Genomic DNA, 25396 nt, shown 5'->3' on the forward strand with positions numbered 1-25396 from the left:
CCCGATGGCCAGAGTCGGGCATGGACGGCCGGAAGGGAACAGATGCTCTAGGACGGAGGCTTGAGAAAGTCCCGTACCGGCAGGGCGCGGTCGACGACGCGGGTGTCACCGATCCAGCCGTAGAAGCCCTGACCGAAGCTCTCGTCGAACTGGGTGGCACCGATGACGAAGGGCTTGCCGAGCGTCGCGATCCCGGTGGACGGCTGCGCGGGGTTGCGGGCGATCTTCGAGCCGTCGACGTGGAGCACGGTGCGGCGGCCGTCGTTCACGACCGCGACATGGGTCCAGCGGCCCACCGGGAGCGCGTGGCTCCACGAGGTCGGGTCGGCGTCCTGCCGCTCGGGATACACGACGAACTGCAGGAACCGCTCCGGCGACAGATTGAGGCTGCAGGTGGGCTCCAGCGGAGACCAGCCGGTCGTCTTGCCCGCGTCCCCGTTGCGGCCCTCCCAGCTCAGGATGCCCATCCAGGCGTGGTCGCCCTCGAAGGGATCCGGCAGTTTGATGAACGTCTCGATGGTGTAGCCCCGGGTGAACCTCGCACTGTTCAGGGCGGCCCCGGCGCGCGTCGTGAGGATGGCGCCGCGGTCGGGGCTCTTCCCGCCGTCGAAGCGGAGGCTGGCGTGGGCGGGCTGGCCCGGATGGTGGTCCGCCGACCAGGTCAGGACGGCCGGGCCGCTCCCGTGCAGCCGGCTCACGGTCAGGTCGTTGCCGTGGCCCGTGAGGTCCCGTACGACCGTGCCGTCCTCGACGGGAGCGCCCGGCGCCGTCCCGGAGTCGTCGAAGCGCCAGTAGGCCACCGTGCCGTGCGGCATCACCGCGGAGGCCGGGCGCGGCTTCGGCGGGACGACGGGCGCGAAGCCCTCGAAACGCTCGTCGAAGTCGATGCTCAGGCTGAACCGGTCGGCAGGGCCGGTCAGTTCGATCGTCTCGGCCTCCAGCGGGGTCCTCTTCTCCGGGTCGCGGGCGAGGAACCACGGCGCGAACGTCTCGACGTCGACGACGCCCCTGGCCAGGTCGAAGGAGTAGGTGCGGATCATCCCGGCGCCGCCGTAGTAGCGGTCCTGGTAGTTGGTGACGTGGACGTGGACATCGTTGTCGTCGTCGTTGGTCAGGACCGTGCGCCCGGGCGGCCAGTAGTGGCCGCCGAGGGCGAGGAAGATCTGGTCGTTGCCCCGGACGAGCCCGTCCCACAGGCGCTTGCCGTTGTCGGAGAGCCGGGCCTTTCCGTCGTCGTCCGACCACGCGATGTCGTGTGTGGTGAGGACGGCGGGAAGCGTCGGATGGGCGTCCAGGACACCCTGGGCCCAGCGCAGCCCCTTGTCCGACACCCGCCAGTCCAGGGCGAGCACCAGCCACTCCCGGCCGGCGGCGCGCAGCACGTGGTAGCTGTTGTAGCCGTCGGGAGAGGCACCGCGGAAGGTGGGCATGGAGGCGTAGCGCTCGGGGCCGAACGCGGCCAGGTAGGCCGTGGCTCCGCGCTGGTCGTCGGTGGACGAGGGAATGTCGTGGTTGCCGGCCAGGACGCTGTAGGGGATCTTGCCGTGGAGGGTGCGGAAGGTGTCGGCGGCGCGTCCGATCTCGTCCCCGGTGCCGTGTTCGGTGACATCGCCGAGGTGCGTCATGAAGGCGATGTTGGCCTCGGCCCGCTCCACCACGAGGTACCGGAAGGTCTCCCGCAGCGGCTCCGGGTCCGCGCTGTCGGCGTCGAAGAGGTACTGCGTGTCGGGAAGCACGGCCAGCGCGAAGCGCGGGCTCTCGGTGTCGAACCGGCCTCCCCCGCCCGTGGTCGCGGCCCGTGCCGGGGCCGTCGTGAAGGCCGCCGTCGCCGCGCCGGCCGCCGGGACGGTGACCGCCGCGCGCAGCAACGCCCGTCTGTCCGGCCCGTTCTGCTGTCCTGCCGTGCCCATGTGCCCTCCAGGTGAGCGGGATCGGTGTCAGGGGGCACGCTGGTGACCGGCCATGACCGGGCGGTGGCAGTGAGCTGAACGACGCGTTGTGATCGCCGCACGATTGGCGTCCGGCACGCCGGCGCGGCGGACGACCGGATCGCACACACTCTCCGCACCGCCGGAACTCCCCCTGGAGGCAAGGGAGTTGATAGAAAGGATCACCGACTTGCGTCCCGCCGTTCCCACAAGGAGCCCGATGTGACCGTGACCGCCGACGACATCTACGCGATGGCCCCCTACGCCAGGACCCTGGGCGTTCGCTTCACGGCTCTGTCCGCCGAGGGAGTGGACGCCGAACTCGATTTCGTGCCCGAACTGTCCACCGTGGGAGGCGGGTTGCACGGGGGTGCGCTGATGGGCCTGGCCGACGTCGCCTCGGCGGTGTGCGCCGCGCTGAACGGCCCCGCGGGCGCGGTCCCGGCCACCACCACCTCGACCACGCACTTCCTGCGGCCGGTACGCGAGGGAGCCGCGCATGCGAAGGCCCGCGTGCTGCGGGTGGGACGCGACACGGCGGTCGTGGAATGCGACATCGAGGACGACAGCCACCGGCTCTGCACCCGGGTCACCCAGACGGTGAGCATACGAGTGCCGCGCGGCTGAACGGGCACCCGCCGGTTCAGGGCCCCGATCGCCCATACTGACGTCTCCGGGTGAGCTACGGCTGGTCGAGCGTGCCCTCGAGCACCTTGTCCTTGTCGAAGTTGCCGTCGTCGTCGAGCCAGCCGAGGTTGCCCATGGCCGCGTTGACGACGAGCACGTCGTAGTCGTCGCCCTTCACGCCGTCACAGGCGGAGGGCTTGCCTCTCCCATCCGCCTGGTACTGAGCGACGAGGGCTCTCTGGCATCCCTTGACGATGTCGTCGTAAGACGGCCGGCTGATCCAGTAAACGCTTCCGCCGACGGCGAGGGCGCCTGTGACGGCGGCGACCAGGATCAGGTTGCGGCGCTTCGTCGCGGTCGGCTTCGGTACGACGGGGGGCGGGGTGTCGGGCATCGGCGGCAACTGGTTCGTCATGGCTGTCCCCAAGGTTGTGCGGATTGGGGATGCTAGTGCCCCGGCAGGCAACGTTCGCCCGTCAAGGAGCGGCGCCCGGTGCGTGCTCTCGGCGTGCCGGCCGGAAGTCCTCGTACTGGATGTACTTGGGCTTTCGGCCGGTGCGGCGAGTGGGGGTCCCCCCTGCTCGAAGAGCTTGGGGGAGCGTGCCGGGAGTCGCGACGGGGCGAACGTTGCCTGTCGCGGCACTAGCGACGGTGGAGCGGCTCCGGCTGCCGGTTGGCCGGGTTGCACCGAAACGAGGAACGTGCGGATCTCTGCGCATATGACGCCCAGGACGGACGGCCGAGGGCGCGCCGCGATGGACGGGGGCTCGCAGTCGGTCCGTAGAAGGTCACCCTGGCCGCCCCCTGAGGCTCGTCGTGAACCTCAAGGGAGCCAGGATTTCGCAGGCCGGCGGATCAGCCGTTCGGGCGGAGGGTCCAGACGACGGTCATCTCGCCGGTCACCGCGCCGTCGCCGCGCTGGATGGCGACGGCGACCGGGAACTCGGGGCGCTGACCGGCGTCGAGCTCGGCGACGACGTCGGCGGCGGGCCGCCCGAGCGTGGCGGTGGCCGTGACGGGGCCCATCGCGAGCTTCTTGTACGCGATCTCGGCGCTGACCGCGAGCGGCACGGCGCGGGAGAGCTGGTCCCCGAAGGCGGCAAGCACGATGGCCCCGCTCGCCGACTCCCCCAGCGTGAACATGGCTCCGGCGTGCGGTCCGCCGACATGGTTGTGGAAGTCGCCCTGGTCCGGGAGCGCCACGACGGCCTTCTCCGGAGTGGTCTCCACGAAGTCGAGGTTCAGGGTCCGGGCCATCGGCACGGTCGCGGCGAGCATCTCGCCGATCGTCATCTGGTCTGCGCTCATACCGCGAGGTTACCCATGAGTAGCAATCCTTGGCCAGCCCCTCCGCACGGCATCGAAGCCGGGACGGCGCCAAGGGCCGGAGCCGCACTCCGGTCGGCACTCCGGTCGGCACCGCGGTGGGCACTCCGGTACAGGCCTGACGAAACGCGGTGACAGAAACGTTTCACAGGCGCCACTAACGTGACTGCCCATGTGGCCAGGACAGCAGCCGCCCGGAGGCGAGCAGAACCCGCAGGGACAGCAGGGACCGACCCCGCAGGGGCAGAACCCGTACCAGCAGCCGGGGTACCAGCAGCCGAACCCGTATCAGCAGCCCGGATACCAGCAGACGGGGTACCCGCAGCCGGGACCGTACGGACAGCAGCCGGAGCGGCCGCAGCAGCCCGGCCCGTACGGAACGCGACCGGGGCGGCAGCCGTGGGATGCGGCCGCCCCCGCGGGCGGATCCGTGCCGCCGCGGGGGAACGGGAACCGGACGAAGGTGATCGCCGTCGTGGCGGCCACCGCCGTGGTCGTGGCCGCCGGGGTGACCGGCGCCGTCCTGCTCGGCGGCGGGAAGGAGGACCGGGCCGGCGACGGCGGCAAAGGCGCGGGCTCGAAGCCCCCGGCGAGTGCTCCGAAGAGCCCGGGCGCCTCCCCCTCCGACAGCGACCCGCGCGGCGGGGCCGCCGAGCAGCCGACCGTCCCCGGCTGGAAGGTCGTCGTCAACCCCAAGCGGGGCACGGCCTTCGACGTCCCCGCGGACTGGGAGGTGGCGTCGCCCGGCACCTCGATCGGCTTCGAGAAGGACGACGCCAAGGCGGACGACAAGCCGCTCATCATGATGTCGGCGCCCGCCTACTTCAAGTCCAAGTGGTGCACCACCGACGGCGACAAGGACGGCCGTACGGAGGACACCGCGCTCGGCGCCGCGGGCACCAAGGGCGCGAGCGGGGCGAAGAGCACCGACGAGGTCGCCGTGAACCAGGTCCCCTGGTGGGTGTTCGGCGGCTACACCCAACCGGACAAGAAGAGCCTCACCTTCGACAAGAAGTCCAAGCCGTACACCACGGAATCGGGCGTCACGGGCAGCGTCGCCTGGGCCAGGTCCAAGAACACGCCCCGGAAGGGGAAGTGCGCGAGCGACGGCAAGGCCGTCACGTTCGGATTCAAGAACTCCGCGGGCGACTACGTCGCGTGGAATCTCTACGGAGCCACCGGCGTGACGGACGAGATCCCCGACGCGACCATCATGAAGATCCTGAGCACCGTCCGCCTGCACGGTGACCCGACGGGGTCCTGAGCCGGCATCAGACACGTGCCGAGCCGGGATCAATGGGACAAATGGTCTGATGGCGTCGTCGTTTCGGGGACCGCCGTGGCACCCCGGTCACAGGCCCCTCTATCGTTACCAGCCATGTGGCCAGGACAGCAGCCGCCCGGGGGCGAGCAGAACCCGCAGGACCAGAACCCGTATCAGCAGCCGGGTTACCAGCAGCCGAATCCGTATCAGCAACCGGGATACCAGCAGACGGGGTACCCGCAGCCCGGCCCGTACGGACAGCAGCCGGGGCAGCCGCAGTGGGGAGCGCCGTCGGATCCCCTCGGCCCGCCCCAGGTGCCCGGCGGCAACGGCGGTGGCGGCAACAAGACGAAGATCACCGCGATCGTCGCGGCCCTTGCCGTCGTGATCGCCGCCGGGGTCACCGGTTTCCTCGTCCTGGGCGGAAACGGCGACTCGGACGACAAGGCCGGCGGGGACACCTCCAAGTCCCCGAAGGCGTCCGCCTCAGCGTCGGCGAGCGCGAGCGAGGCCAACCCGCGCGGCGGCGACGGCGAGAAGGCGACGGTCGACGGCTGGAAGGTCGTGGTGAACCCGAAGTGGGGCACCGCCTTCGACGTTCCGCCGGAATGGAGTGTCAGCAGTTCCGGCACCTTCATAGGCTTCGAGGACGACAAGAAGGGCGACGGCTCCCTGCTCATCGGCATGTCCGCGCCCGCGTTCCTCAAGGAGAAGTGGTGCACGTCCGACGCGAACAAGGACGGCCGCACCGAGGACACCTCGCTCGCCGCCTCGGGCACCAAGGGCCAGAGCGGCGCCAAGAACACCGACGACGTGGCGCGCAACGACTCCGCGTGGTGGGTCTTCGGCGGCTACACCGACCAGAAGGACGCCTCGAAGAAGCTGCTGAAGATCGGCAAGCCCAAGGCGTACACCACGGCCGCGGGCATCAAGGGCAGCGTCGCGACGACGTACTCCAAGGGCGTCGTCAAGAAGGGCAAGTGCGACTCCGACGGCAAGGCGACCACCTTCGCCTTCAAGAACTCGGCGGGCGACTTCGTGTCCTGGACCCTCTACGGCGCCAAGGGTGTCTCCGAGGAGATCCCGGACGCGACCGTGCGGAAGATCCTCAGCACCGTACGGCTGCACGGCGAGCCGACGGGTTCCTGAGCCCCGGCCGAGGCGCGCGACTCCGGAACGGGCTCCCGTCCCCGGCCGGAACGCAGTCCCGGCTGAGCGGAGCCTGTTCTTCCGCCGCTGCCGTGGGCGCGCACGAGGGACGGGGGCGCCGGCGCATGCGGGGCCGGTGCCCGGTGGGCCGGTCGGCGCATGCGTGCCGATGCCGGGCGGCATGAGCGCCCGGAAGGGTGTTCAAGCACGGGTTTGGCAAGTCGGGCACCGGGCGGCGATAGTCTCCCGGTGACCTCAGCCGCCGACCTCGCCCGACCCTCCCGCCGCCCCTCCTGGGCGGGCCGGAACTACACCCTCCTGACCGCCGCCGCGGTCGTCACCAACCTGGGCAGCCAGGGCGCGCTGATCGCCGCGGCGTTCGCGGTGCTCGGAGCGGGCGGCGACGGAGGCGACGTCGGCCTGGTGGCCGCGGCGCGCACGCTGCCGCTGGTGCTCTTCCTGCTGATCGGCGGAGCGGTCGCGGACCGGCTGCCACGGCATCGGGTGATGGTCGCGGCGAACGCCCTCAACTGTGTGTCGCAGGCGGCGTTCGCCGTACTGGTCGTCTCCGGCGACGCACGGCTGTGGCAGATGATGCTGCTGTCCGCGCTCGGCGGCACCGGGCAGGCCTTCTTCAACCCGGCCGCCGAGGGCATGCTCATGTCCTCCGTCCGCGGTGAGCAGGCGAGCCGCGCGTTCGCGATGTTCCGGATGGCGATGCAGGGCGCGGGCCTCGGCGGCGCGGCCCTGGGCGGCGCGCTGGTGGCCGTGATCGGACCGGGCTGGGTGCTCGCCGTGGACGCGGTCGCCTTCGCGGTCGCCGGTGCGCTGCGTTGCTTCCTCGACGTGAGCCACATACCGCCGCGTGAACCGGGCGGCGGTCTGCTCGCCGACCTGCGCGACGGCTGGCACGAATTCGTCGGACGGCCCTGGCTGTGGACGATCGTCGCGCAGTTCTCCGTGGTGGTCGCGGTCGTCGGAGCCGCGGACGCGGTCTACGGTCCGCTGGTCGCCCGGGACAGTCTCGGCGGGGCGGGACCCTGGGGTCTGGCGCTCGGCGCGTTCGGCGCCGGGACCGTGGGCGGCGCGCTGCTCATGACCCGCTGGAAGCCCCGTCGCCTGCTGCTCGCGGGCACCCTGTGCGTCTTCCCGCTCGCGGCACCCGCCGCCGCGCTCGCGGTCCCCCTGCCGGTGGGACCGCTGTACGCCGTGATGTTCGTCAGCGGTCTGGCGATCGAGGTCTTCGGTGTGTCGTGGATGACGGCGCTCCACCAGGAGATCCCCGAGGACAAGCTCTCGCGGGTCTCGGCGTACGACTGGTTCGGCTCGATCGCGATGGTCCCGCTGGCCACGGCGCTGGCGGGCCCGGCGGAGCAGGCCTTCGGCCGGACGCCCGCGCTGTGGGGCTGCGCGACGCTCGTCGTGGTGGTCACGGCGGCGGTGCTGTGCGTCCCGGACGTCCGGAATCTGACGCGGCGGTCCCGGCCGGTGGCACAGGGCACCCCGGTGTCCGACGCCGGCCGGGCGCCGGCCGATGCCGAGGGCTCCGTCGACTCCGTCGGGCGCCTCGGGTGACGAACCCGCGGCCTCGTCACCCACCGGAGCAGCCCCACCGTCCGGCTTGAGCGGGCCGCTACGGCCTTCTCGACCCCACCCGGCGGACATTCGACCGCGCCCGTCCGGCATCCCCCGCGCCCGGCAGGCATTCGGCCGCACTCGGCGGCCGAGCCGATCCGGCGGTCCCAGCAGTGCCGGCGGTACTGCCGACCCCGACGAGTCGCGATCGCATCACCCCCGGGCCGCAACCGCGTCCCGCCCGCCCCCTCAGTCGGACAGAAGCGAGGACAGCTGGGGAGAGTACGTCGCGTGCAGGACCAGCGCGGCGCTGCCCACGACGGCGGCGTCCGCACCGAGCGGGGACGCCGCGACCTGCACCGTACGGATGTGGCGGGCCAGCGGTCTGCCGGCCAGCGCTTCGGCGACGATGCCGACGTATCGCGACTCCACGTGGTGGATGCCGTTGCCGCCCAGGATGATGAGGTCCACGTCGATGAAATTGGCGATGCTGACCGCGAGCGAGGCGACATGTCCCGCGGCCTCGTCGATGACCGCGGTCGCGACGGGGTCGCCGGCTCCCGCCGCGAACCGGATCGCGGCATGGTCGACGGAGGCCGGATCCCGGTCGAACATGTGCGACAGCGCACTGTCTCCGCCGGTACCGGCGGCAAGTCGGCGATGCGTCTCGGAGACGATCGCGGAGGGATTGACCAGCCCTTCCAGGCATCCCCGGTTGCCGCAGTAGCACTCCGGCCCGTCGGGCAGCACCGACGAGTGGCCGAACTCGCCCGCGTTGAACGAGCCTCCCCTGTACACCTGGTGATTGAGGATCAGGCCACCGCCGATGCCGGTGCCGAGGTAGAAGTAGGCGAAATTCGCGACGCCTTTGCCCACCCCGGACCAGCGCTCGCCGATGGCGGCGGCGGTGGCGTCGTTGTCCAGCGTCACCGGCAGACGGGTGACCTCGCTCAGCATGCTTTGCAGGGGCACCCGCGTCCAGTGCGCGAGCTGGGGCGGAGCGACGATCATGCCGAGCTCCTGGTCGATCGGTCCAGGTGTGGCGAGTCCCAGTCCCAGCACCTTCTCGCGCGGCACCTTCGCCTCGTCGAGCACATCGGCGACCAGCTCGGCCATGGCCGACACGACGTGCGACGGGTCGGTGCCGGGCGGCGTGGGCCGCCGGATGACGACCAGAGGCCGGCCCAGCAGGTCGACCACGGCACAGGTGAGTTCGACCGGGTCCAGCACGAGCCCGACGGCACAGCCCGCGTCGGCGTTGATCCGCAAGGTGGTGCGGGGCTTGCCGCCACTGGCGACCCGGCTGGCTCCGTCCTCGCGCACGATCCCCTCGCCCAGCAGCCGGCGCACGATGCCGGAGACCGTCTGCGGGGTGAGGCCGGTCCGCTGAGCGATCTCGACCCGGCTGATGCCGTCCGTGAGTTGGATCTGGTCGAGGACCACCGCCCGGTTATATCGCCCGACCTTGGGGAGATTTGTTCCTGCTTGCCGCACGAATCGTCCTCTCTTGTGCCAGCTCGACGACGATACCGCCGCCTGGGCCGTTGACTTAGTAAAACAAATGGATTTAAAGTCCGGCCGCAGACGAACACGCAGGACCTGGAGACACGAGCCGTGTCATCGGAGGCAAGTTGATGTCCACGAAATGTCGTATCCCACAACGCCCGGATCCGCGTGCTCGGCGCGGCCTCCGCGGCGTGGGGCTCTGCTCATGAGCCGGCCCGAGGTCTTGCTGGAGATGCGGGCGATCACCAAGACGTTCCCGGGTGTGAAGGCCCTGGCAGACGTCAGCCTGGTGGTGAAGCAGGGCGAGATCCATGCGATCTGCGGCGAGAACGGCGCCGGCAAGTCCACCTTGATGAAGGTGCTGAGCGGCGTTCACGCGCACGGCAGCTACACGGGCGACATCGTGTACCGGGGCGAGAACGTCCAGTTCCACGACATCCGGGCCAGTGAACAGGCCGGCATCGTCATCATCCACCAGGAACTGGCACTGGTCCCGAACATGTCGATCACCGAGAACATCTTTCTCGGCAACGAGCCGCGCAGGCGCGGCTCGATCGACTGGAAGACCGCGCAACGCCGGGCCCTGGAGCTGATGGAGCGCGTCGGGCTCCAGGAGGACCCGGACGCGCTGATCAAGGACATCGGCGTCGGCAAGCAGCAACTCGTCGAAATAGCCAAGGCGTTCGCCAAGGACGTCAAGCTGCTGATCCTCGACGAACCGACGGCGGCCCTGAACGAGGCCGACTCGCAGCATCTGCTGGAACTGCTGCGCGGCTTCCGCGAGCGGGGGATCACCTCGATCATGATCTCCCACAAGCTCAACGAGATCGAGGCGGTCGCCGACACCATCACCATCCTGCGGGACGGCCGGACGATCGAGAGCCTCGACGTCGAGGCCGACGGCGTCAACGAGGACCGCATCGTGCGCGGCATGGTGGGCCGCGAACTCGACAGCCGGTTCCCCGACCACACGCCCGACATCGGCGAGGTGTTCTTCGAGGTCCGCGACTGGACCGTGCGGCACCCCAGCTCGGACGACCGGCTCGTGTGCAAGGGTTCCGGCTTCACTGTCCGGCGTGGTGAGATCGTCGGCTTCGCCGGACTCATGGGCGCGGGGCGCACCGAACTCGCGATGAGCCTGTTCGGCCGCTCGTACGGCCAGTACCTCTCCGGCCAGGTCTTCAAGGACGGCAGCGAGATCCAGCTGAAGTCGGTGGCGGAGGCCATCGGACACGGTCTCGCCTACGTCAGCGAGGACCGCAAGTCGATCGGCCTCAATCTGCTGGACGACATCAAGACCTCGATGGTGGCCGCCAAGCTGTCGAAGATCGCCCGGCGCCGGGTCGTCGATCCGGTGCGGGAGCACCGCGTCGCCGAGGAGTACCGCCAGAGCCTGAAGATCAAGACCCCCGGCGTCGACGAAGGGGTCGTGAAACTCTCCGGCGGCAACCAGCAGAAGGTGGTCCTCGCGAAGTGGATGTTCACCGATCCCGACCTGCTGATCCTCGACGAGCCGACCCGTGGCATCGACGTGGGCGCCAAGTACGAGATCTACGGGATCATCCAGCGGCTCGTCGGCCAGGGCAAGGGCGTCATCGTCATCTCCTCGGAGCTGCCCGAGCTCATCGGACTGTGCGACCGCATCTACACCGTGTTCGAAGGTGCCATCACCGGTGAGGTGACGCGGCGCGACGCGAACCCCGAACTCCTCATGAAGAAGATGACCTCACTCACGAAGACAGCGACCACATGAGCCGCATCACAGAGCTGCAGAAGAACCTCTTCGGAGGTACGACCTCCAACGCCCGCCAGTTCGGCATGATCTCCACGCTCGTGGCGATCGTCGTGCTGTTCCAGATCTGGACGGGAGGGCTGACCCTGACCTCCGGCAACCTCATCGCCGTGGTCAGCCAGTACTCCTACATCCTGATCCTCGCCATCGGCATGCTGATGGTGATCGTCGCCGGCCACATCGACCTCTCGGTCGGCTCGGTCGCCGCGTTCACCGGAATCGTGGTCGCCAAGGCGATGCAGGAGTACTCGATACCGTGGCCCCTGGGCATCGTGCTCGGCCTGCTCGTCGGCGCGGCGATCGGCGCCTGGCAGGGCTTCTGGGTGGCCTACGTAGGGGTGCCTGCGTTCATCGTCACGCTGGCCGGAATGCTGTTGTTCCGCGGCGGCAACCAGTACATCGGCAACGCCGACACGGTGCCGGTGCCCAGCGGCTTCCGTGACATCGGCGCCGGGTTCCTCCCGGAGGTCGGACCGGAGACCGGATACAACAACCTGACCCTGCTGCTCGGTCTGGCCGCCTGCCTAGGTGTGGCGTGGCGGGAAGGGAAGGCACGCAGGACCCGGCGCGAGATGAACGCCGACACCGCGCCCCTGTGGGTGGCGGGGATACGGCTGGCCGTGATGGTGGGCGTCATCGTCTTCGCGACGCTTCGGTTCGCCGGCGGCCGCGTCGGGACGAGCCTCCCCATCTCCGGCATCATCCTCGTCGTCCTGGTGCTCGTGTACTCGTACTACACGCGCAACACCATCGGCGGCCGGCACATCTACGCCGTCGGAGGCAACTCCCGCGCGGCCGAGCTGTCCGGTGTGAAGCTCAAGCAGGTCAACTTCCTCGTCATGATGAACATGTCCGTGCTCGCCGCACTGGCCGGCATGATCTTCGTGGCCCGGTCCGCCGCTTCCGGCCCGCAGGACGGGCTGAGCTGGGAACTCGACGCCATCGCGGCCGTCTTCATCGGCGGCGCGGCGGTCTCCGGCGGCCTCGGAACCATCAGCGGCTCGATCGTCGGTGGCCTGGTCATGGCCCTGCTCAACAACGGGCTGCAGCTGGAGGGCGTCGGCTCCGACATGGTCCAGATCATCAAGGGCCTGGTCCTCCTGCTCGCCGTCGCGTTCGACGTCTACAGCAAGAAGCAGGGCCGGTTCTCGATCATCGGGACACTGGCCCGCCCGTTCCAGCGGGACGAGGCGAACGGCCCGGCCGATCCGCCGGATCCGGTCTCCGACACCGGCAAGGCAAAGGTCGCAGGCTGAACGCCGAGTCGTCACCGATCATGCCGTGTCCCACGGCGTGCCACTCACCCCGCACCACCGTAAGAAAGGCTCATTCCACCATGCGCAGAGGCATCATCAGAGGCATCGCCGCCGTCGGCGCCGTCGCACTGCTCGGCCTGGGCACGGCGTGCTCCAACGAACGCGAGGGCTCCTCCTCGGACAAGGGCGCCGCCGCCAAGGGATTCGCGAAGAACTCCCTCGTCGGGGTCGCGCTGCCCGCGAAGACCTCGGAGAACTGGGTGCTCGCCGGTGACCTGTTCACCAGCGGCCTCAAGGACGCCGGCTTCAAGGCGGACGTGCAGTACGCGGGTGCCTCGACCACCGTCGCGGACCAGCAGGCGCAGATCTCCTCCATGGTCACCAAGGGTGCCAAGGTGATCGTCATCGGTGCGACCGACGCCGCGCAGCTCTCCACCCAGGTCGCCCAGGCGAAGGAGGCGGGCGCCACCGTCATCGCCTACGACCGCCTCATCACCAACACCAAGGACGTCGACTACTACATCGCGTTCGACAACTTCAAGGTCGGCCAGCTGCAGGGCCAGGCCCTGATCAACGGCATGAAGGCCAAGAAGCCGAAGGGCCCCTGGAAGATCGAACTGTTCTCCGGCTCGCCGGACGACAACAACTCCAAGGTGTTCTTCGACGGCGCGATGGAGGTGCTGAAGCCCCTCATCGACAAGGGCGACATCGTTGTCGGATCGGGCCAGACGGACATCAAGCAGACCGCGACCCAGGGCTGGAAGGCGGAGAACGCCCAGCAGCGCATGGACGGACTGCTGACCTCGACGTACCACGGTTCCACCAAGCTCGACGGTGTCCTGTCGCCGAACGACACCCTCGCCCGCGCGATCATCACCTCGATCAAGGGCGCCGGCAAGCCGGTCCCGGTCGTCACCGGTCAGGACTCCGAGGCCGAGTCGGTCAAGTCGATCATGGCCGGTGTGCAGTACTCGACCATCAACAAGGACACGCGCAAGCTCGTCGCCGAGACCGTCAACATGGTCAAGTCCCTGCAGAAGGGCGACAAGCCGCAGATCAACGACACCAAGTCGTACGACAACGGCTCCAAGGTCGTCCCGTCCTACCTTCTCCCGCCGGTCATCGTGACCAAGGAGAACGCGGCCGAGGCCTACGCCAACGACCCGAAGCTGTCGCCTCTCACCAAGTAGGCGAATCCCCCAGCGCCGCTGTACCGGCCCGGAGTCCACCGGGTGCGGGACAGCGGCGCTCGGTCGTTCCCCCGGGCTGCGGCGGACACCCGGTGTCCGCCGCCGGGCGGGCCTCAGCCGATACCGAAGGATCCATGGGGCGGCTCCGGTGACGGAACCGCGTCCTCGTCGCGCACCGGAGCGGCTCCGCCGATGAACTTCCGTACCCCAAAGCCGTGTTCGACGCGTGCGGGAAAGGCGTCGGCGGCGGTACGGCGGGCCAGGGCCGCCGTGTCGAGCGGTCGGTGGGAGGCCACGAGCACTGCGTTGCCGAAGCGCCGCCCGCGCAGCACACCGGGTTCGGCGATGAGGGTGATCTCCTCGAACACCGTGGAGAACGTGGCGAGTTGGGAGCGGAGGAAAGCGAAGGGGGCGGCGTCCGCCAGGTTGGCGAGGTAGACGCCGTCGGGGCGCAGCACGCGCTCGGCGGCGTTCGCGTAGGCGGTGGACGTCAGATGTGCCGGTACGCGCGAGCCGCCGAAGACGTCCGCGATCAGGATGTCGGCGGAGCCCGGGGCGGCGGCCTCGATCCAGGCGCGGGCGTCGGCGTGGTGCAGTGCGATGCCCGTGCCGCCGGGTACCGGAAGACACTCGCCGATCATGGCCAGCAGTCCCTGGTCCGCCTCGATCACGTCCTGGCGTGAACCGGGCCGGGTGGCCGCGACGTAGCGGGGCAGGGTCAGCGCCCCGCCGCCCAGGTGCAGCACGTCCAGAGCGCGTCCCGGTTCCGCCACCGTGTCCAGCACGTGCCCGAGCCGCCGGGTGTACTCGAACTCCAGGTACGTCGGTTCGTCCAGATCGACGTACGACTGGGGTGCGCCGTCCACGGTCAGCAGCCATGCCCGCTCGCGGTCCACGTCGGGCATCAGCTTGGCGGTCCCGTGGTCCACGGCCCGCATCACGGGTATCGGCTCGTTCACGGGTCCATTGTGCGGTACCCACGGCGACGCCCACGGGGCCGGGCGCGGCGACCGGACCGGGATCGGGGCCCGCCAGGGTGTGGCGGGCCCCGATCCCGGGTCCGGCCGTGCGTCAGCCGACCGACGTCACCGTCCCGGCGCCGACCGTGCGTCCGCCCTCACGGATCGCGAAGCCGAGGCCCGGCTCCAGCGGCACCTCACGACCGAGCTCGACGGTCATGACGACGGTGTCGCCGGGCCGGGCGACGACCTGCTCGCCGAGGTCGACGTCGCCGACCACGTCCGCGGTGCGGATGTAGAACTGCGGCCGGTAGCCGGTGGAGACCGCTGTCGTACGGCCGCCCTCGCGCGTCGACAGGACGTAGACCCGCGCCGTGAAGCGACTGCTGGGCACGACGCTGCCGGGCGCGGCGACGATGTGCCCGCGGCGGACCGCGTCGCGGGGCACACCGCGCAGCAGCAGCGCCACGTTGTCGCCGGCCTGCGCCTCCTCCATGGGCTTGCCGAAGGTCTCCAGTCCGGTGACCACCGTGTCGACGCCGGCGCCGAGCACCTCGACGCGGTCGCCGACACGGATCGTGCCGCGCTCCACGGCACCGGTGACGACCGTTCCGCGTCCGGTGATGGTGAGCACGTTCTCGACCGGCATCAGGAACGGCGCGTCGAGATAGCGCTCGGGCATGGGCACGTAGGTGTCCACGGCGTCGAGCAGCGCGTCGATCGCGGCCGTCCACCGGGGGTCCCCCTCAAGGGCCTTGAGGCCGGACACCCGTACGACGGGTACGGAGTCGCCGCCGTAGCCCTGCGCGGAGAGCAGCTCGCGGACCTCCAGCTCGACGAGGTCGGTGAGCTCCTCGTCCCCCGCGTCGGCCTTGTTGAGGGCGACGACGATGTGGTCGACGCCCACCTGCCGGGCGAGCAGGACGTGCTCGGCGGTCTGCGGCATGATCCCGTCCAGCGCGGACACGACGAGGATCGCCCCGTCGAGCTGGGCCGCGCCGGTGACCATGTTCTTGACGTAGTCGGCGTGGCCCGGCATGTCCACGTGCGCGTAGTGCCGGGTGTCGGTCTCGTACTCGACGTGCGCGATGTTGATGGTGATGCCGCGGGCGGCCTCCTCCGGCGCCCGGTCGATGCGGTCGAACGGGACGAAGGTGCCGGAACCCCGCTCGGCGAGGACCTTGGTGATGGCGGCGGTCAGGGTGGTCTTTCCGTGGTCGACGTGACCCATGGTGCCGATGTTCAGATGCGGTTTGGTGCGCACGTAAGCCGTCTTGGGCATGACTGTTCCTCGAAGCCTCTTCGGTGTCAGCGGAGCTGAGTGATGGCCCCGGCGCGTTCCGGCCGGGACGGGGACCCCCAGGAGTTACCGACCCTCCCCCTGCGGGGTCCGCCGGACGATCCGGGAAGGGTCAGCTTCGGGCGCCGTCGACGGCTGCCGTGATGATCTGGACGGCAGCCTTCGGCGCGTCCGCGGCTGCGGATGCTGCGAGGAGGAAGGCGTACCGGAACATGAGGAGATCATCTCCGACGTGTCCCGCCGCGTCGAACGATTTTCGGTGCCCCGCGGACCGGTGTGACGCGAGGGGCGTCGGCGGTCTCAGGGACCGATGTTCTTGAGCGCCTCACGCACGGACAGCGGCGCGAGTCCCGCCCGCTGCGCGGCGACGAAGTCCCGTACGGCGCTCGGGTCGGTCTTGGCGTATTCGCGCAGACACCATCCGATGGCTTTGCGGATGAAGAAGTCGGGATGGCCGGACTGCCGGACGCAGTACGCGAAGAGCCGCCCGGTGTCGGTGGCCTCCTTGTACCGGAGCTGATGGAGCAGCGCCGTACGGGCGGTCCACAGATCGTCGTCCTCGATCCAGGCGTCCATGTCGGTGCGCAGGCGCGGGTCGGCGGCCACCAGTCCTCCCACCACGTGCGCGGCGAGCGCGTCGACGGTGTCCCACCAGGAGACGGTGGAGACGAGATGCCTGGCCACTGGCAGGAAGCCCGACGACAGGCGTGAGACATGGCGGCGCAGATAGTCGACGGCGAAGTACTGGTACTCGCGTTCCGGCAGTCGCCAGCAGCGCAGGGCGAGCGCGGTGCAGTCCCGCTCGTCGGGCGGGGCGGTGTCCAGGAGCACGGTGCGGGACAGGGTGCGGCGCTCGGGTGTCGTCAGCCCGAGGAAGGGGGCGATGTCCTTCATGTAGGCGCGCATCGACGCGGCCCGCCGTGGGTCGGCCGCCGCCGGATACACGGTCGTGAGCCGCTCCAGGAGAGTGTCCGCGAGCACGCTGTCCGGCACGTCGAACCGCGCACCCGACGTTCCGGAAGCTGTGACGCCCATGAGACGAACCATACGGCGATCACACACACGCGTCGGCTAGTGTCACCGGAATGCTCGATGCCACCACCCGCTCTGGGGGCACCGCCACGGCCACTCCCCAGGCCGCCGCCACGGAGCTCACCGTCGCCGCCGACCCGGTCGGCGGCCCGGAGATCTCCGTCGCCGCACCCGCGGTCCCGACCGCCGTACGCGCCGACCCGGCCTCCCGCTTCCTGAGAGCGCTGCTCTCGCCGTGGTCGCGGCTCTCGCTGCTGGTCGTGCTGCTCGCGGCGGCGGCGTCGAGTGTGCTGCTCTTCGACCCGCAGCGACTGCTCGCCGACGGCTGGTCGCCCCAGCTCGGCGGCGCCGCGGCGGCCGTCACGTTCACCGTGGCGTACGGGCTGTGCACGGTCGCCTTCGTGCCCCGGCCGCTGCTCAATCTGGCGGCCGGAGCCGTGTTCGGCTCCCAGCTGGGGCTGGGAACCGCGCTGGTGGGCACGGTGCTCGGCGCGGGGGCCGCTTTCGGGCTCGGCCGGATTCTCGGGCAGGACGCGCTGCGGTCGCTGCTGCGGGCCCGCTGGCTGAAGGCCGCGGACGGCCAGCTCAGCCGGCACGGCTTCCGCTCGATGATGGCGGCCCGGCTGTTCCCCGGTGTGCCGTTCTGGGCGGCGAACTACTGCGCGGCCGTGTCCCGCATGGGCTGGCTGCCCTTCCTGGCCGCGACGGCGCTCGGCTCGATCCCGAACACCGCCGCGTACGCCGTCGCCGGGGCCCGCGCGTCGTCACCGACCTCCCCGGCGTTCCTGATCGCGATGGCCTTGATCACGGTCCCGGCCCTGGTCGGAACGGTGGTGGCCTGGCGCAAGCGCCACCACCTGCGCGGCCGCTGAGACACGCACGGCACCGGTACGCCGGACCGAACGCGCCCGCTACGGACGCACGGCCTCCAGGATCATCGCGTTCGCCAGTCCGCCCGCCTCGCACATCGTCTGCAGCGCGTAGCGGGCACCCCGGGCGCGCATCGCGTGGACGAGGGTCGTGGTCAGGCGGGTGCCGCTCGCGCCGAGCGGGTGCCCGATCGCGATCGCTCCGCCGTGCACGTTGACCTTGGACAGGTCGGCACCCGTCTCCTGCTGCCAGGCGAGAACGACGGCGGCGAAAGCCTCGTTCACCTCGAACAGGTCGATGTCACCGAGGTCGAGACCGGCCTTGCGCAGCACCTTCTCGGTGGCCGGGACGACACCGGTGAGCATCAGCAGCGGGTCGGAACCGGTGACGGCGAAGCTGTGCAGCCGGGCGACGGGCCGCAGGCCGAGGCGGGCGGCGGTCTCGCTCGACGTGATGAGCACGGCGGAGGCGCCGTCGTTGACCGGGCTCGCGTTCCCGGCCGTGACGGACCAGTCGATCTGCGGAAAGCGCTCGGCGAAGCCGGGGTCGTAGTACGCGGGCTTCAGTCCGGCGAGTATCCCGGGGGTGCTGCCGGGGCGGACGCTCTCGTCCCGGACCAGGCCTTCCAGGGGCGCGACCTCCGCGTCGAACAGGCCGCCGTCCCACGCCTGTGCCGCCTTCAGGTGCGAGCCGATCGCGAAGTCGTCCATCCGTTCGCGGGCGATGCCCCACTTGGCGGCGATGAGCTCGGCACTGATTCCCTGGGGCACCAGGCCCTCGGGGTAGCGCTCCGCGACCCCGGGCCCGAAGGGGTCCGCGCCCGCCGGCACGTTGGACCACATCGGCACACGGCTCATCGATTCCACGCCGCAGGCCACGACCATGTCGTACGCCCCCGACATGACGCCCTGAGCGGCGAAGTGCACCGCCTGCTGCGACGACCCGCACTGGCGGTCCACGGTGGTCGCGGGGACCGTCTCGGGGAATCCCGCGGAGAGCACGGCGTAGCGGGTGGTGTTCATGGCCTGCTCGCCGACCTGGTCGACGGTGCCGCCGATGACGTCGTCGATCAGCGCCGGGTCGACCCCTGAGCGCTCGACGAGCGCGCGGAGGGTGTGGGCGAGGAGTTCCACCGGGTGGACGTGGGCGAGCGAACCGTTCGGCTTGCCCTTGCCCACGGGGGTGCGTACGGCTTCGACGATCACGGCGTCACGCATCGGATGCCTCTCAGGTCGGTCGGATCTCTTCGGTCGGATCTCTGAGGTCGGTGAACCGGCGACCGGGCGGGCCGGCCACCGAAGCAAGTGAGTTGGATTTCCAAACCCACTAAGTGACCCAAGAGTAACCCAGTGAGTTGGAACATCCAACCCACCTTCGTAGACTGGCGGCATGAAGGACCCCCGCCCCTGCTCGATCGCCGCGACGCTCGCCCTCGTCGGGGAGAAGTACTCCCTGCTGGTCCTGCGCGAGGTGTCGCTCGGCGCCACACGCTTCGACCAGCTCGCACGCAACATCGGCGCTCCTCGCGACGTGCTGACCGCCAGGCTGAAGCGCCTCGTCGACGCCGGGCTGCTGGAGAAGGCGGAGTACAGCGACCGTCCCAAGCGCTACGAGTACCGGCCCACGCCGGCGGGCCTCGAACTGAGCCCCGTCCTGCTGATGCTGATGTCCTGGGGGGACCGGCACCTCCAGGAGGGCGGCTTCCGGCCCATGGTGCTGGAGCACACCTGCGGCCACGAACTGGTCCCCCAGGTCGTCTGCCGGGAATGCGGCGAGCAGGTCCGGCACGAGTCCCTCACCTCCCACCCCCAAGTCCCGGGCTGGACGGTGACGGGCCCCGTGTCGGAGTAGCCACCGCACCCCGAAACCCCCATGGCCGGGCTGTCACCGGCGGCGGTTAGGCTTCCCTCAGCGTCCACGATCGCCTTTCACCGCGATCGGGCGTGCCCATCTCCCTTTCCGCGATCAGCACTTGGACCACGTAACTTCATGTCTTGGTTTCAATCCCTCGTCCTCGGGCTCGTCCAAGGGCTGACCGAATTCCTTCCCGTCTCCTCCAGCGCGCATCTGCGGCTGACCGCCGCCTTCGCGGGATGGGACGACCCCGGTGCCGCGTTCACCGCGATCACGCAGCTCGGCACGGAGGCCGCGGTGCTGATCTACTTCCGCAAGGACGTGGGCAGGATCCTGTCGGCGTGGTTCCGCTCGCTCGCCGACAAGGCGATGCGCCGCGACCACGACGCCCAGATGGGGTGGCTGGTGATCGTCGGCTCCATCCCGATCGGGGTGCTCGGGGTCACGCTCAAGGACCAGATCGAGGGGCCGTTCCGCGATCTGCGGGTCACCGCCACCATGCTGATCGTGATGGGCATCGTCATAGGCATCGCCGACCGGCTCGCGGCCCGCGACGAGTCGGGCGGCAGGCACCGGGCGGCCAAGCAGCGCAAGGGACTCGAGGACCTCAACACCCGGGACGGCCTGCTGTACGGCGTCTGCCAGGCCATGGCCCTGGTCCCCGGCGTCTCCCGGTCCGGCGCGACCATCAGTGGCGGCCTGTTCATGGGCTACAGCCGTGCGGCGGCGGCCCGCTACTCCTTCCTCCTCGCCATGCCGGCCGTCCTCGCCTCCGGCGTCTTCGAACTCAAGGACGCGGCCGCTGAGGGCCATGTCTCCTGGGGGCCCACCGTCTTCGCGACGATCATCGCCTTCGCGGTCGGATACGCCGTCATCTCGTGGTTCATGAAGTTCATCTCCCACAAGAGCTTCATGCCGTTCGTCTGGTACCGGATCGTCCTCGGCTTCGTCATCATCGGCCTGGTCGGCACCGATGTCCTCAGCCCCCACGCGGCCGAGTCGTCCGGCTGAGCGGAGCGCTGATCGCCGCTCCCCGAGGGAGAGCCGAGGCCGTATGCCGACTGACGACGCGACGGTCGCCGGCGCGGTGATCGTGCACGCCGGGCGCGTGCTGATGATGCGCCGCAGCGTGCCCGCGGGTTCGGTTCTCTGGACGTTCCCGTCGGGGAAGGTCGAGGCGGACGAGTCTCCGGCGGACGCCGCGGCCAGAGAGGCCTTGGAGGAGACGGGGGTCACCGTGGAGCCGGGGCCGCTGCTGGGCGAGCGCGTACATCCGGTGACCGGTCGGCGGGTGGTCTACGTCGCCTGCCGTCTCGTGTCCGGTGAAGCCTGGGCGGCCTCTCCGCGGGAGGTGGCGGAGGTCACCTGGGCACGGTTCGGGGACCTTCACCGGCTGGTTCCGGACGGCGTTTTCGAGCCCGTGCGGAAGTACCTCTCCGACGTGCTGCCACACTGAAACGGCGCTCCAGGTACCCGTCGTGCCGCGGCGACCGTGGCGGTAGGCCGTCTGGCCGAACGCTTCTGCGGTTCGTGTTGCGGCGCTTTAGCGTGGTCTCTCCGACTGGAGGTGGAGCATGCCGAAAGATCCCGCGCTGGGCCGGTTGGGCACAGAAGCGCGCAGTGTGAAGTTCCCGGACGGCAGCCGCGGGGTCATCCTGGTGAGCGCCGGTATTCCTCAGGAGGAGGCGGAGGCGCTCGCGGCGCGAGTCTGGGCGGAACGGATGGAAACGGGGGAAGACGGGCGGGCCGAACGCTTGACACCCTGACACCCCCCGGCATCGACGACACACCCCGGCATCGACCGCCCGGCCCGTCCCGGCGAACCCGTCCGTCCGGCCCGTCCCGGCCATCCCGCCCGTCTCGCGTGGATGCCGCCGGCGACGGGCCCGCACGTTCCCCGGCCGATCGACCCCCTCCCGGGGAACAGTTGCCACCACGACCAACTCAAGCCACCGGCAAAGGAGTTCGGCCACCGAAGAGGCTTCGCGCGTAAACACCGTGACGCAGCACATACGACTTGAGTAGCCGCCCGGTAGCGCAGTGTCAGTCCTTGCGCCTAGGCTGGTCCGCATGTCCCCCGATGTCACTCCGCCTGGTTCCGTGCGGTCTGCCGCCGCGTTGAACGAACAGATCCGCGCCCTGTGGACGCGGACGGGCGGCTCCCTGTCCGCACAGGAGCGGGCGGAGTACGAGCTCTTGATCGTGAAGTGGGCCGAGGCCATACGCGGCGAGATCATCGAAGCGGCGTAGGCCCCTCCGAGCTTCCGCCACGCACAGGCTCACCGCCCGCCGACCCCCGTGACACCACACGGACTCCTCCCGAGCCCGGCCGCCGCTTGTCCCACGAGCCCCCGCGACCGTACGAGCGACGCCGAACCGAACGCCGCCGGACCCGGAATACCCCCGCCCAGCCCCTTGGCGTGGGAAGCACAGTGGCCAACACTGAGCCGATGACGCAGCGTGTGGAGCTCGCGACCGTGCTGGACCGGTTCTCCGTGGACGAGATCGTCACCGCGTACGCGGTGGCCGTGGACGACGGCGACTGGGAGGGATACCGGGGGCTGTTCGCACCGAAGGGCCGCGCCGACTACCGTTCGGCCGGCGGCATCGAGGGTGACGCGGCCGAGGTCGCCGAGTGGCTCGCGCAGAGCTTGGACCTGTTCGCCATGCGCCAGCATCTGATCGTCAACCGGCGGGTCAGGTTCGACGTCCTGGACCAGGACACCGGCGACACGGCCGAGGTGCGGGCGGACTACATCAATCCGATGCGGTTCGCGGGGCAGGACGGCGACTCCACCGCGCCCGACCTCGTGTGCGGCGGCCGCTACACCTTCGGCCTGCTGCGCACCCACGACGGCTGGCGGCTGCGCCAGGTGGTCGTCCAGGAGAAATGGCGCCGGATGCCAGAGCCCCGGCACACACCCGCGAACACCTGAGTCACCGGCGCCCGGTCCCTGCCCCCGGGTTCCCGCCCGGCCTCCACGCCCCGGGATGCCTGGCCACCGGCGGGTTTCCGCCCGGCCTCCACGCTCTGGGGCGCCCGCCCAACGGCGCGCCCCCTTCTGATCACCACGCCCCCTGTCGTAGATCGCCGCCGACGCGCACACTGGAGACACCTCGGGGCAGGGAGGCGAAGGATGAACAGGCCCGACCGTGCGTTCGGCCCATGGCTGGTCTCCCCCTGGCGGCGCGGTGTCGTCGCCGCGCTGGCGGGCGCGCTGCCGATGCTCGCGTTCCCCGCCCCGTCGTGGTGGTGGTTCGCGTACGTGGCTCTGGTGCCCTGGATCCTCCTGGCGCGCTCGGCCCCCACGGGCAGGCGTGCCGCGTACGACGGCTGGTTCGGCGGGTTCGGTTTCATCCTGGCCGTGCACCATTGGCTGCTGCCGAGCCTGCATGTCTTCACGGTGGTCATAGCGGCGCTGCTCGGCGCGCTGTGGGCTCCGTGGAGCTGGCTCGTCCGGCGGTTCCTGGCCGGGGTGCCGTCTCCTGGCCGGGTCGGTGCCGCCCTCCTCGTCCTGCCGTCGGGGTGGCTGATGGTGGAACTCGCCCGCTCCTGGCAGGGTCTGGGCGGTCCCTGGGGTCTGCTCGGATCGAGTCAGTGGCAGGTGGAGCCGGCGCTGCGGCTGGCCTCGGTCGGCGGGGTGTGGCTTCTCAGCTTCCTGGTCGTGGCGGTCAACGTCGTGGTCGCCGTGCTGGTCTCGGTGCGTGAGTCCCGTATGCCCGCGGTGGCCGGACTCGTCGTGACGGCCGCCGCGACCTCGGCGGCCTGGGTGTGGTCGCCGCGCCCGGACATCGACGGCCGGGTGCGGATCGCGGTCGTGCAGCCCGGTGTCGTGGACGGGAGCACGAGCGGCGACAAGCGCTTCGCGCGTGAGGAGGAGCTGACCCGTGAACTCGCGGGCCAGGGCGCGGACCTGGTCGTCTGGGGCGAGAGCAGTGTCGGTTTCGACCTGGCCGACCGGCCCGGTCTCGCGCTCCGCGTCGCGGCGTTGTCCCGCGAGGTCGGCGCCGACATCCTGGTGAACGTCGACGCGCGCCGCTCCGACCGGCCGGGTATCTACAAGAGCTCGGTCCTGGTGGGGCCGCACGGCACGACCGGCGACCGCTACGACAAGATGCGGCTGGTCCCGTTCGGCGAGTACGTGCCCGCGCGTTCCCTGCTCGGCTGGGCCACCTCCGTCGGCAAGGCCGCGGGCGAGGACCGCAGGCAGGGCACCGAACAGGTGGTGATGAACGTCGGGCACGGGCTGCGCGTCGGTCCCATGATCTGCTTCGAGTCGGCGTTCCCCGACATGAGCCGCCGCCTCGCCCAGGACGGCGCCGAGGTGCTGGTGGCCCAGTCCTCGACGTCGACTTTCCAGCACAGCTGGGCCCCCGAGCAGCATGCCTCGCTCGCCGCGCTGCGTGCCGCCGAGACCGGCCGGACCATGGTGCACGCGACGCTCACCGGCGTCTCCGCCGTCTACGGCCCGGACGGCGAACGCATCGGCTCCTGGCTCGGCACGAACACGAGCGGCGCGACGGTCTACGACGTGCCGCTGGCCCGGGGCGTGACGCCCTACGTCCGGTTCGGCGACTGGCCGGTGCACGGCGCCCTGCTGGTGATGGCGGCACTGTGCGTGGCGGAAGGCGCCCGCACGTTCAGGCTGCGGCGGACCGCTCCTGAATCGCTTGTACCACCTGCTCGCACAACTCGTGAGTCGCCAGCGCGTCCCGGGCGCTGAGCACCTTTCCCGAGCGCACGGCGTCGAGGAAGGCGAGGACCGCCTGCTCGATGCCGCGCTGTCGGGCCACCGGCACCCAGTCGCCGCGCCGGCGCACGGTCGGCTGCCCCTTGTGGTCGATCACCTCGGCGAGGTTGACCACCTGCCGCTTGGTGTCCTGGCCCGAGACCTCGAGGATCTCCTCGCTCGACCCGCTCAGCCGGTTCATCACTCCGAGTGCCGTGAATCCGTCCCCGGCGAGCTGGAGCACCACATGATGCAGCAGCCCTTCCTCGGCACGGGCCCGCACCGTCACGTCGTCGACCGGACCCGGCACCAGGAAGCGCAGGGTGTCGACGACGTGGATGAAGTCGTCGAGGACCATGGTGCGCGGCTCCTCGGGCAGCCCCGTGCGGTTCTTCTGCATCAGGATCAGCTCGCGGGGGTGTTCGGCACACTGCGCGTACGCGGGTGCGTGACGCCGGTTGAAACCGACCGCGAGGCTGACGTTCCGCTCCTCCGCGAGCCGCACGAGCCGCTCCGACTCGCCCAGGTCGTACGCCAGCGGCTTGTCGACGTACGTGGGTACGCCCGCCTCCAGCAGCCGGGTGACGATCTCCGGGTGGGCGGCGGTGGGCGCGTGCACGAACGCCGCGTCGAGGTCCTGGGCCAGCAGCGCCTCCAGGTCGCCGTGGCGCCGGGCCGGTGGCAGGTGCAGGCTGTCGGCGACCCGGTCGAGCGTGGCCGGCGTCCGCGTCTGGAGATGCAGTTCGATCTCGGGCTGCACGCCGAGCACCGGCAGATACGCCTTCTGCGCGATGTCGCCGAGTCCGATGCAGCCGACCTTCACAGGAGTCTCCTTCAGTCGCCGACGCGGGTCCGTCGGAAGCATACGGCCGCCGCCTCGGCCCCACGGCCGGTGTTCGCGCGAAAGGCCCACGGCACGGGCGCGGACGGTGTTCAGCCTGTCAGCCCGCCGACGTCCGTGCCCGCCGGAGGAGCGGAAGGATCACCCGTGCGGGGGTATCCTGCGCCTCTCCGCTCCCTGGAAGCGGTCCGGAACCA

General features: G+C 70.4%; 24 protein-coding genes. 15 read left to right on the top strand and 9 right to left on the bottom strand.

The genetic code is table 11. The annotated features are described in order from the left end of the window. Positions 1 to 47 precede the first annotated feature (47 nt). Positions 48 to 1910, bottom strand: coding sequence for a LamG-like jellyroll fold domain-containing protein (locus OG485_RS09175; protein WP_328665689.1), 1863 nt, complete (start codon positions 1908 to 1910; stop codon positions 48 to 50). 240 nt (positions 1911 to 2150) lie between these two features. On the opposite strand from OG485_RS09175, the gene OG485_RS09180 reads away from it, so the two are divergent. Further along, complete coding sequence (locus tag OG485_RS09180) at positions 2151 to 2555, top strand: PaaI family thioesterase (protein ID WP_328665690.1); 405 nt, start codon at positions 2151 to 2153, stop codon at positions 2553 to 2555. A gap of 55 nt (positions 2556 to 2610) precedes the next feature. Here the strand turns inward: OG485_RS09180 and OG485_RS09185 are convergent, their stop codons facing one another. Together OG485_RS09185 and OG485_RS09190 are read right to left on the bottom strand one after the other, a co-directional pair. Beyond that, complete coding sequence (locus OG485_RS09185) at positions 2611 to 2970, bottom strand: hypothetical protein (RefSeq protein ID WP_328665691.1); 360 nt, start codon at positions 2968 to 2970, stop codon at positions 2611 to 2613. A 440-nt stretch (positions 2971 to 3410) separates the two neighbouring features. After that, positions 3411 to 3848 (bottom strand): DUF4442 domain-containing protein, encoded by a 438-nt coding sequence (locus OG485_RS09190; protein ID WP_328674289.1) that lies wholly within the window; start codon positions 3846 to 3848, stop codon positions 3411 to 3413. A 205-nt stretch (positions 3849 to 4053) separates the two neighbouring features. Between OG485_RS09190 and OG485_RS09195 the strand changes: the two genes are divergently transcribed. From OG485_RS09195 to OG485_RS09205, 3 genes are all read left to right on the top strand, one after another. Next, positions 4054 to 5145, top strand: coding sequence for a hypothetical protein (locus tag OG485_RS09195; RefSeq protein ID WP_328665692.1), 1092 nt, complete (start codon positions 4054 to 4056; stop codon positions 5143 to 5145). Positions 5146 to 5259: 114 nt separating this feature from the next. Next, complete coding sequence (locus OG485_RS09200) at positions 5260 to 6294, top strand: hypothetical protein (RefSeq protein ID WP_328665693.1); 1035 nt, start codon at positions 5260 to 5262, stop codon at positions 6292 to 6294. 159 nt (positions 6295 to 6453) lie between these two features. Beyond that, on the top strand, positions 6454 to 7869 hold the full coding sequence (locus OG485_RS09205; RefSeq protein ID WP_443048675.1) for an MFS transporter: 1416 nt from the start codon (positions 6454 to 6456) through the stop codon (positions 7867 to 7869). Between the two features lie 249 nt (positions 7870 to 8118). On the opposite strand, the gene OG485_RS09210 is transcribed toward OG485_RS09205, so the two are convergent. Next, complete coding sequence (locus tag OG485_RS09210; RefSeq protein WP_328665695.1) at positions 8119 to 9363, bottom strand: ROK family transcriptional regulator; 1245 nt, start codon at positions 9361 to 9363, stop codon at positions 8119 to 8121. A gap of 217 nt (positions 9364 to 9580) precedes the next feature. Here OG485_RS09210 and mmsA point away from each other — a divergent pair, with 217 nt between their 5' ends. The 3 genes from mmsA to OG485_RS09225 all read left to right on the top strand — a co-directional run bounded on the left by mmsA (position 9581) and on the right by OG485_RS09225 (position 13613). Beyond that, on the top strand, positions 9581 to 11128 hold the full coding sequence (gene mmsA, locus OG485_RS09215) for a multiple monosaccharide ABC transporter ATP-binding protein (protein WP_328665696.1): 1548 nt from the start codon (positions 9581 to 9583) through the stop codon (positions 11126 to 11128). Then, positions 11125 to 12423 carry a multiple monosaccharide ABC transporter permease gene (gene mmsB, locus OG485_RS09220; RefSeq protein WP_328665697.1) on the top strand — a complete coding sequence of 433 codons (1299 nt, stop codon included), beginning with the start codon at positions 11125 to 11127 and terminating at the stop codon, positions 12421 to 12423. Before mmsA ends, mmsB begins: the two co-directional genes overlap by 4 nt. A gap of 80 nt (positions 12424 to 12503) precedes the next feature. Beyond that, on the top strand, positions 12504 to 13613 hold the full coding sequence (locus tag OG485_RS09225; RefSeq protein ID WP_328665698.1) for a sugar-binding protein: 1110 nt from the start codon (positions 12504 to 12506) through the stop codon (positions 13611 to 13613). 113 nt (positions 13614 to 13726) lie between these two features. On the opposite strand, the gene OG485_RS09230 is transcribed toward OG485_RS09225, so the two are convergent. The 3 genes from OG485_RS09230 to OG485_RS09240 all read right to left on the bottom strand — a co-directional run bounded on the left by OG485_RS09230 (position 13727) and on the right by OG485_RS09240 (position 16907). After that, positions 13727 to 14572, bottom strand: a complete 846-nt coding sequence (locus OG485_RS09230; RefSeq protein ID WP_328665699.1) for a spermidine synthase — start codon at positions 14570 to 14572, stop codon at positions 13727 to 13729. Between the two features lie 112 nt (positions 14573 to 14684). Then, on the bottom strand, positions 14685 to 15854 hold the full coding sequence (gene tuf / locus OG485_RS09235) for an elongation factor Tu (protein ID WP_328665700.1): 1170 nt from the start codon (positions 15852 to 15854) through the stop codon (positions 14685 to 14687). Positions 15855 to 16172: 318 nt separating this feature from the next. After that, complete coding sequence (locus tag OG485_RS09240; protein ID WP_328665701.1) at positions 16173 to 16907, bottom strand: DNA alkylation repair protein; 735 nt, start codon at positions 16905 to 16907, stop codon at positions 16173 to 16175. A gap of 50 nt (positions 16908 to 16957) precedes the next feature. Here OG485_RS09240 and OG485_RS09245 point away from each other — a divergent pair, with 50 nt between their 5' ends. Continuing rightward, positions 16958 to 17776, top strand: coding sequence for a TVP38/TMEM64 family protein (locus tag OG485_RS09245; protein WP_328665702.1), 819 nt, complete (start codon positions 16958 to 16960; stop codon positions 17774 to 17776). Between the two features lie 39 nt (positions 17777 to 17815). Here OG485_RS09245 and OG485_RS09250 read toward each other — a convergent pair whose 3' ends face one another. Next, a complete protein-coding gene (locus OG485_RS09250; protein WP_328665703.1) occupies positions 17816 to 18991 on the bottom strand; it encodes a thiolase family protein in 1176 nt (391 codons plus the stop codon). Between the two features lie 172 nt (positions 18992 to 19163). Between OG485_RS09250 and OG485_RS09255 the strand changes: the two genes are divergently transcribed. From OG485_RS09255 to lnt, 7 genes are all read left to right on the top strand, one after another. Continuing rightward, positions 19164 to 19625, top strand: a complete 462-nt coding sequence (locus OG485_RS09255) for a winged helix-turn-helix transcriptional regulator (RefSeq protein WP_328665704.1) — start codon at positions 19164 to 19166, stop codon at positions 19623 to 19625. Positions 19626 to 19763: 138 nt separating this feature from the next. Continuing rightward, positions 19764 to 20639, top strand: coding sequence for an undecaprenyl-diphosphate phosphatase (locus OG485_RS09260; RefSeq protein ID WP_328665705.1), 876 nt, complete (start codon positions 19764 to 19766; stop codon positions 20637 to 20639). A gap of 43 nt (positions 20640 to 20682) precedes the next feature. Next, positions 20683 to 21084 carry an NUDIX hydrolase gene (locus OG485_RS09265; RefSeq protein ID WP_328665706.1) on the top strand — a complete coding sequence of 134 codons (402 nt, stop codon included), beginning with the start codon at positions 20683 to 20685 and terminating at the stop codon, positions 21082 to 21084. A gap of 118 nt (positions 21085 to 21202) precedes the next feature. Then, positions 21203 to 21394: a hypothetical protein gene (locus OG485_RS09270; protein WP_328665707.1), complete on the top strand. Its 192-nt coding sequence runs from the start codon at positions 21203 to 21205 to the stop codon at positions 21392 to 21394. A 304-nt stretch (positions 21395 to 21698) separates the two neighbouring features. After that, the gene (locus OG485_RS09275) at positions 21699 to 21878 is read left to right on the top strand and encodes a hypothetical protein (RefSeq protein WP_151470596.1); all 180 of its coding nucleotides are present in this window, start codon (positions 21699 to 21701) and stop codon (positions 21876 to 21878) included. A 200-nt stretch (positions 21879 to 22078) separates the two neighbouring features. Further along, positions 22079 to 22564: a nuclear transport factor 2 family protein gene (locus tag OG485_RS09280; RefSeq protein ID WP_328665714.1), complete on the top strand. Its 486-nt coding sequence runs from the start codon at positions 22079 to 22081 to the stop codon at positions 22562 to 22564. A 201-nt stretch (positions 22565 to 22765) separates the two neighbouring features. Continuing rightward, entirely contained in the window at positions 22766 to 24352 is a 1587-nt protein-coding gene (lnt, locus tag OG485_RS09285) for an apolipoprotein N-acyltransferase (RefSeq protein ID WP_328665716.1), read from the top strand. On the opposite strand, the gene OG485_RS09290 is transcribed toward lnt, so the two are convergent. Further along, positions 24270 to 25181 carry a Gfo/Idh/MocA family protein gene (locus tag OG485_RS09290; RefSeq protein WP_328665717.1) on the bottom strand — a complete coding sequence of 304 codons (912 nt, stop codon included), beginning with the start codon at positions 25179 to 25181 and terminating at the stop codon, positions 24270 to 24272. The genes lnt and OG485_RS09290 overlap by 83 nt on opposite strands. Between the last annotated feature and the right edge of the window lie 215 nt (positions 25182 to 25396).

This window comes from Streptomyces sp. NBC_00328 (assembly GCF_036139655.1).
Classification (GTDB): Bacteria; Actinomycetota; Actinomycetes; order Streptomycetales; family Streptomycetaceae; genus Streptomyces.

Bases quoted from the DNA above. Each gene is read 5' to 3' on its own strand.
- OG485_RS09175 (WP_328665689.1), bottom strand. From the start codon at position 1,910: ATGGGCACGGCAGGACAGCAGAACGGGCCGGACAGACGGGCGTTGCTG.
- OG485_RS09185 (WP_328665691.1), bottom strand. From the start codon at position 2,970: ATGACGAACCAGTTGCCGCCGATGCCCGACACCCCGCCCCCCGTCGTA.
- OG485_RS09190 (WP_328674289.1), bottom strand. From the start codon at position 3,848: ATGACGATCGGCGAGATGCTCGCCGCGACCGTGCCGATGGCCCGGACC.
- OG485_RS09195 (WP_328665692.1), top strand. From the start codon at position 4,054: ATGTGGCCAGGACAGCAGCCGCCCGGAGGCGAGCAGAACCCGCAGGGA.
- OG485_RS09200 (WP_328665693.1), top strand. From the start codon at position 5,260: ATGTGGCCAGGACAGCAGCCGCCCGGGGGCGAGCAGAACCCGCAGGAC.
- OG485_RS09205 (WP_443048675.1), top strand. From the start codon at position 6,454: ATGCGTGCCGATGCCGGGCGGCATGAGCGCCCGGAAGGGTGTTCAAGC.
- mmsA (WP_328665696.1), top strand. From the start codon at position 9,581: ATGAGCCGGCCCGAGGTCTTGCTGGAGATGCGGGCGATCACCAAGACG.
- mmsB (WP_328665697.1), top strand. From the start codon at position 11,125: ATGAGCCGCATCACAGAGCTGCAGAAGAACCTCTTCGGAGGTACGACC.
- OG485_RS09225 (WP_328665698.1), top strand. From the start codon at position 12,504: ATGCGCAGAGGCATCATCAGAGGCATCGCCGCCGTCGGCGCCGTCGCA.
- tuf (WP_328665700.1), bottom strand. From the start codon at position 15,854: ATGCCCAAGACGGCTTACGTGCGCACCAAACCGCATCTGAACATCGGC.
- OG485_RS09240 (WP_328665701.1), bottom strand. From the start codon at position 16,907: ATGGGCGTCACAGCTTCCGGAACGTCGGGTGCGCGGTTCGACGTGCCG.
- OG485_RS09245 (WP_328665702.1), top strand. From the start codon at position 16,958: ATGCTCGATGCCACCACCCGCTCTGGGGGCACCGCCACGGCCACTCCC.
- OG485_RS09250 (WP_328665703.1), bottom strand. From the start codon at position 18,991: ATGCGTGACGCCGTGATCGTCGAAGCCGTACGCACCCCCGTGGGCAAG.
- OG485_RS09255 (WP_328665704.1), top strand. From the start codon at position 19,164: ATGAAGGACCCCCGCCCCTGCTCGATCGCCGCGACGCTCGCCCTCGTC.
- OG485_RS09260 (WP_328665705.1), top strand. From the start codon at position 19,764: ATGTCTTGGTTTCAATCCCTCGTCCTCGGGCTCGTCCAAGGGCTGACC.
- OG485_RS09265 (WP_328665706.1), top strand. From the start codon at position 20,683: ATGCCGACTGACGACGCGACGGTCGCCGGCGCGGTGATCGTGCACGCC.
- OG485_RS09270 (WP_328665707.1), top strand. From the start codon at position 21,203: ATGCCGAAAGATCCCGCGCTGGGCCGGTTGGGCACAGAAGCGCGCAGT.
- OG485_RS09275 (WP_151470596.1), top strand. From the start codon at position 21,699: ATGTCCCCCGATGTCACTCCGCCTGGTTCCGTGCGGTCTGCCGCCGCG.
- OG485_RS09280 (WP_328665714.1), top strand. From the start codon at position 22,079: ATGACGCAGCGTGTGGAGCTCGCGACCGTGCTGGACCGGTTCTCCGTG.
- lnt (WP_328665716.1), top strand. From the start codon at position 22,766: ATGAACAGGCCCGACCGTGCGTTCGGCCCATGGCTGGTCTCCCCCTGG.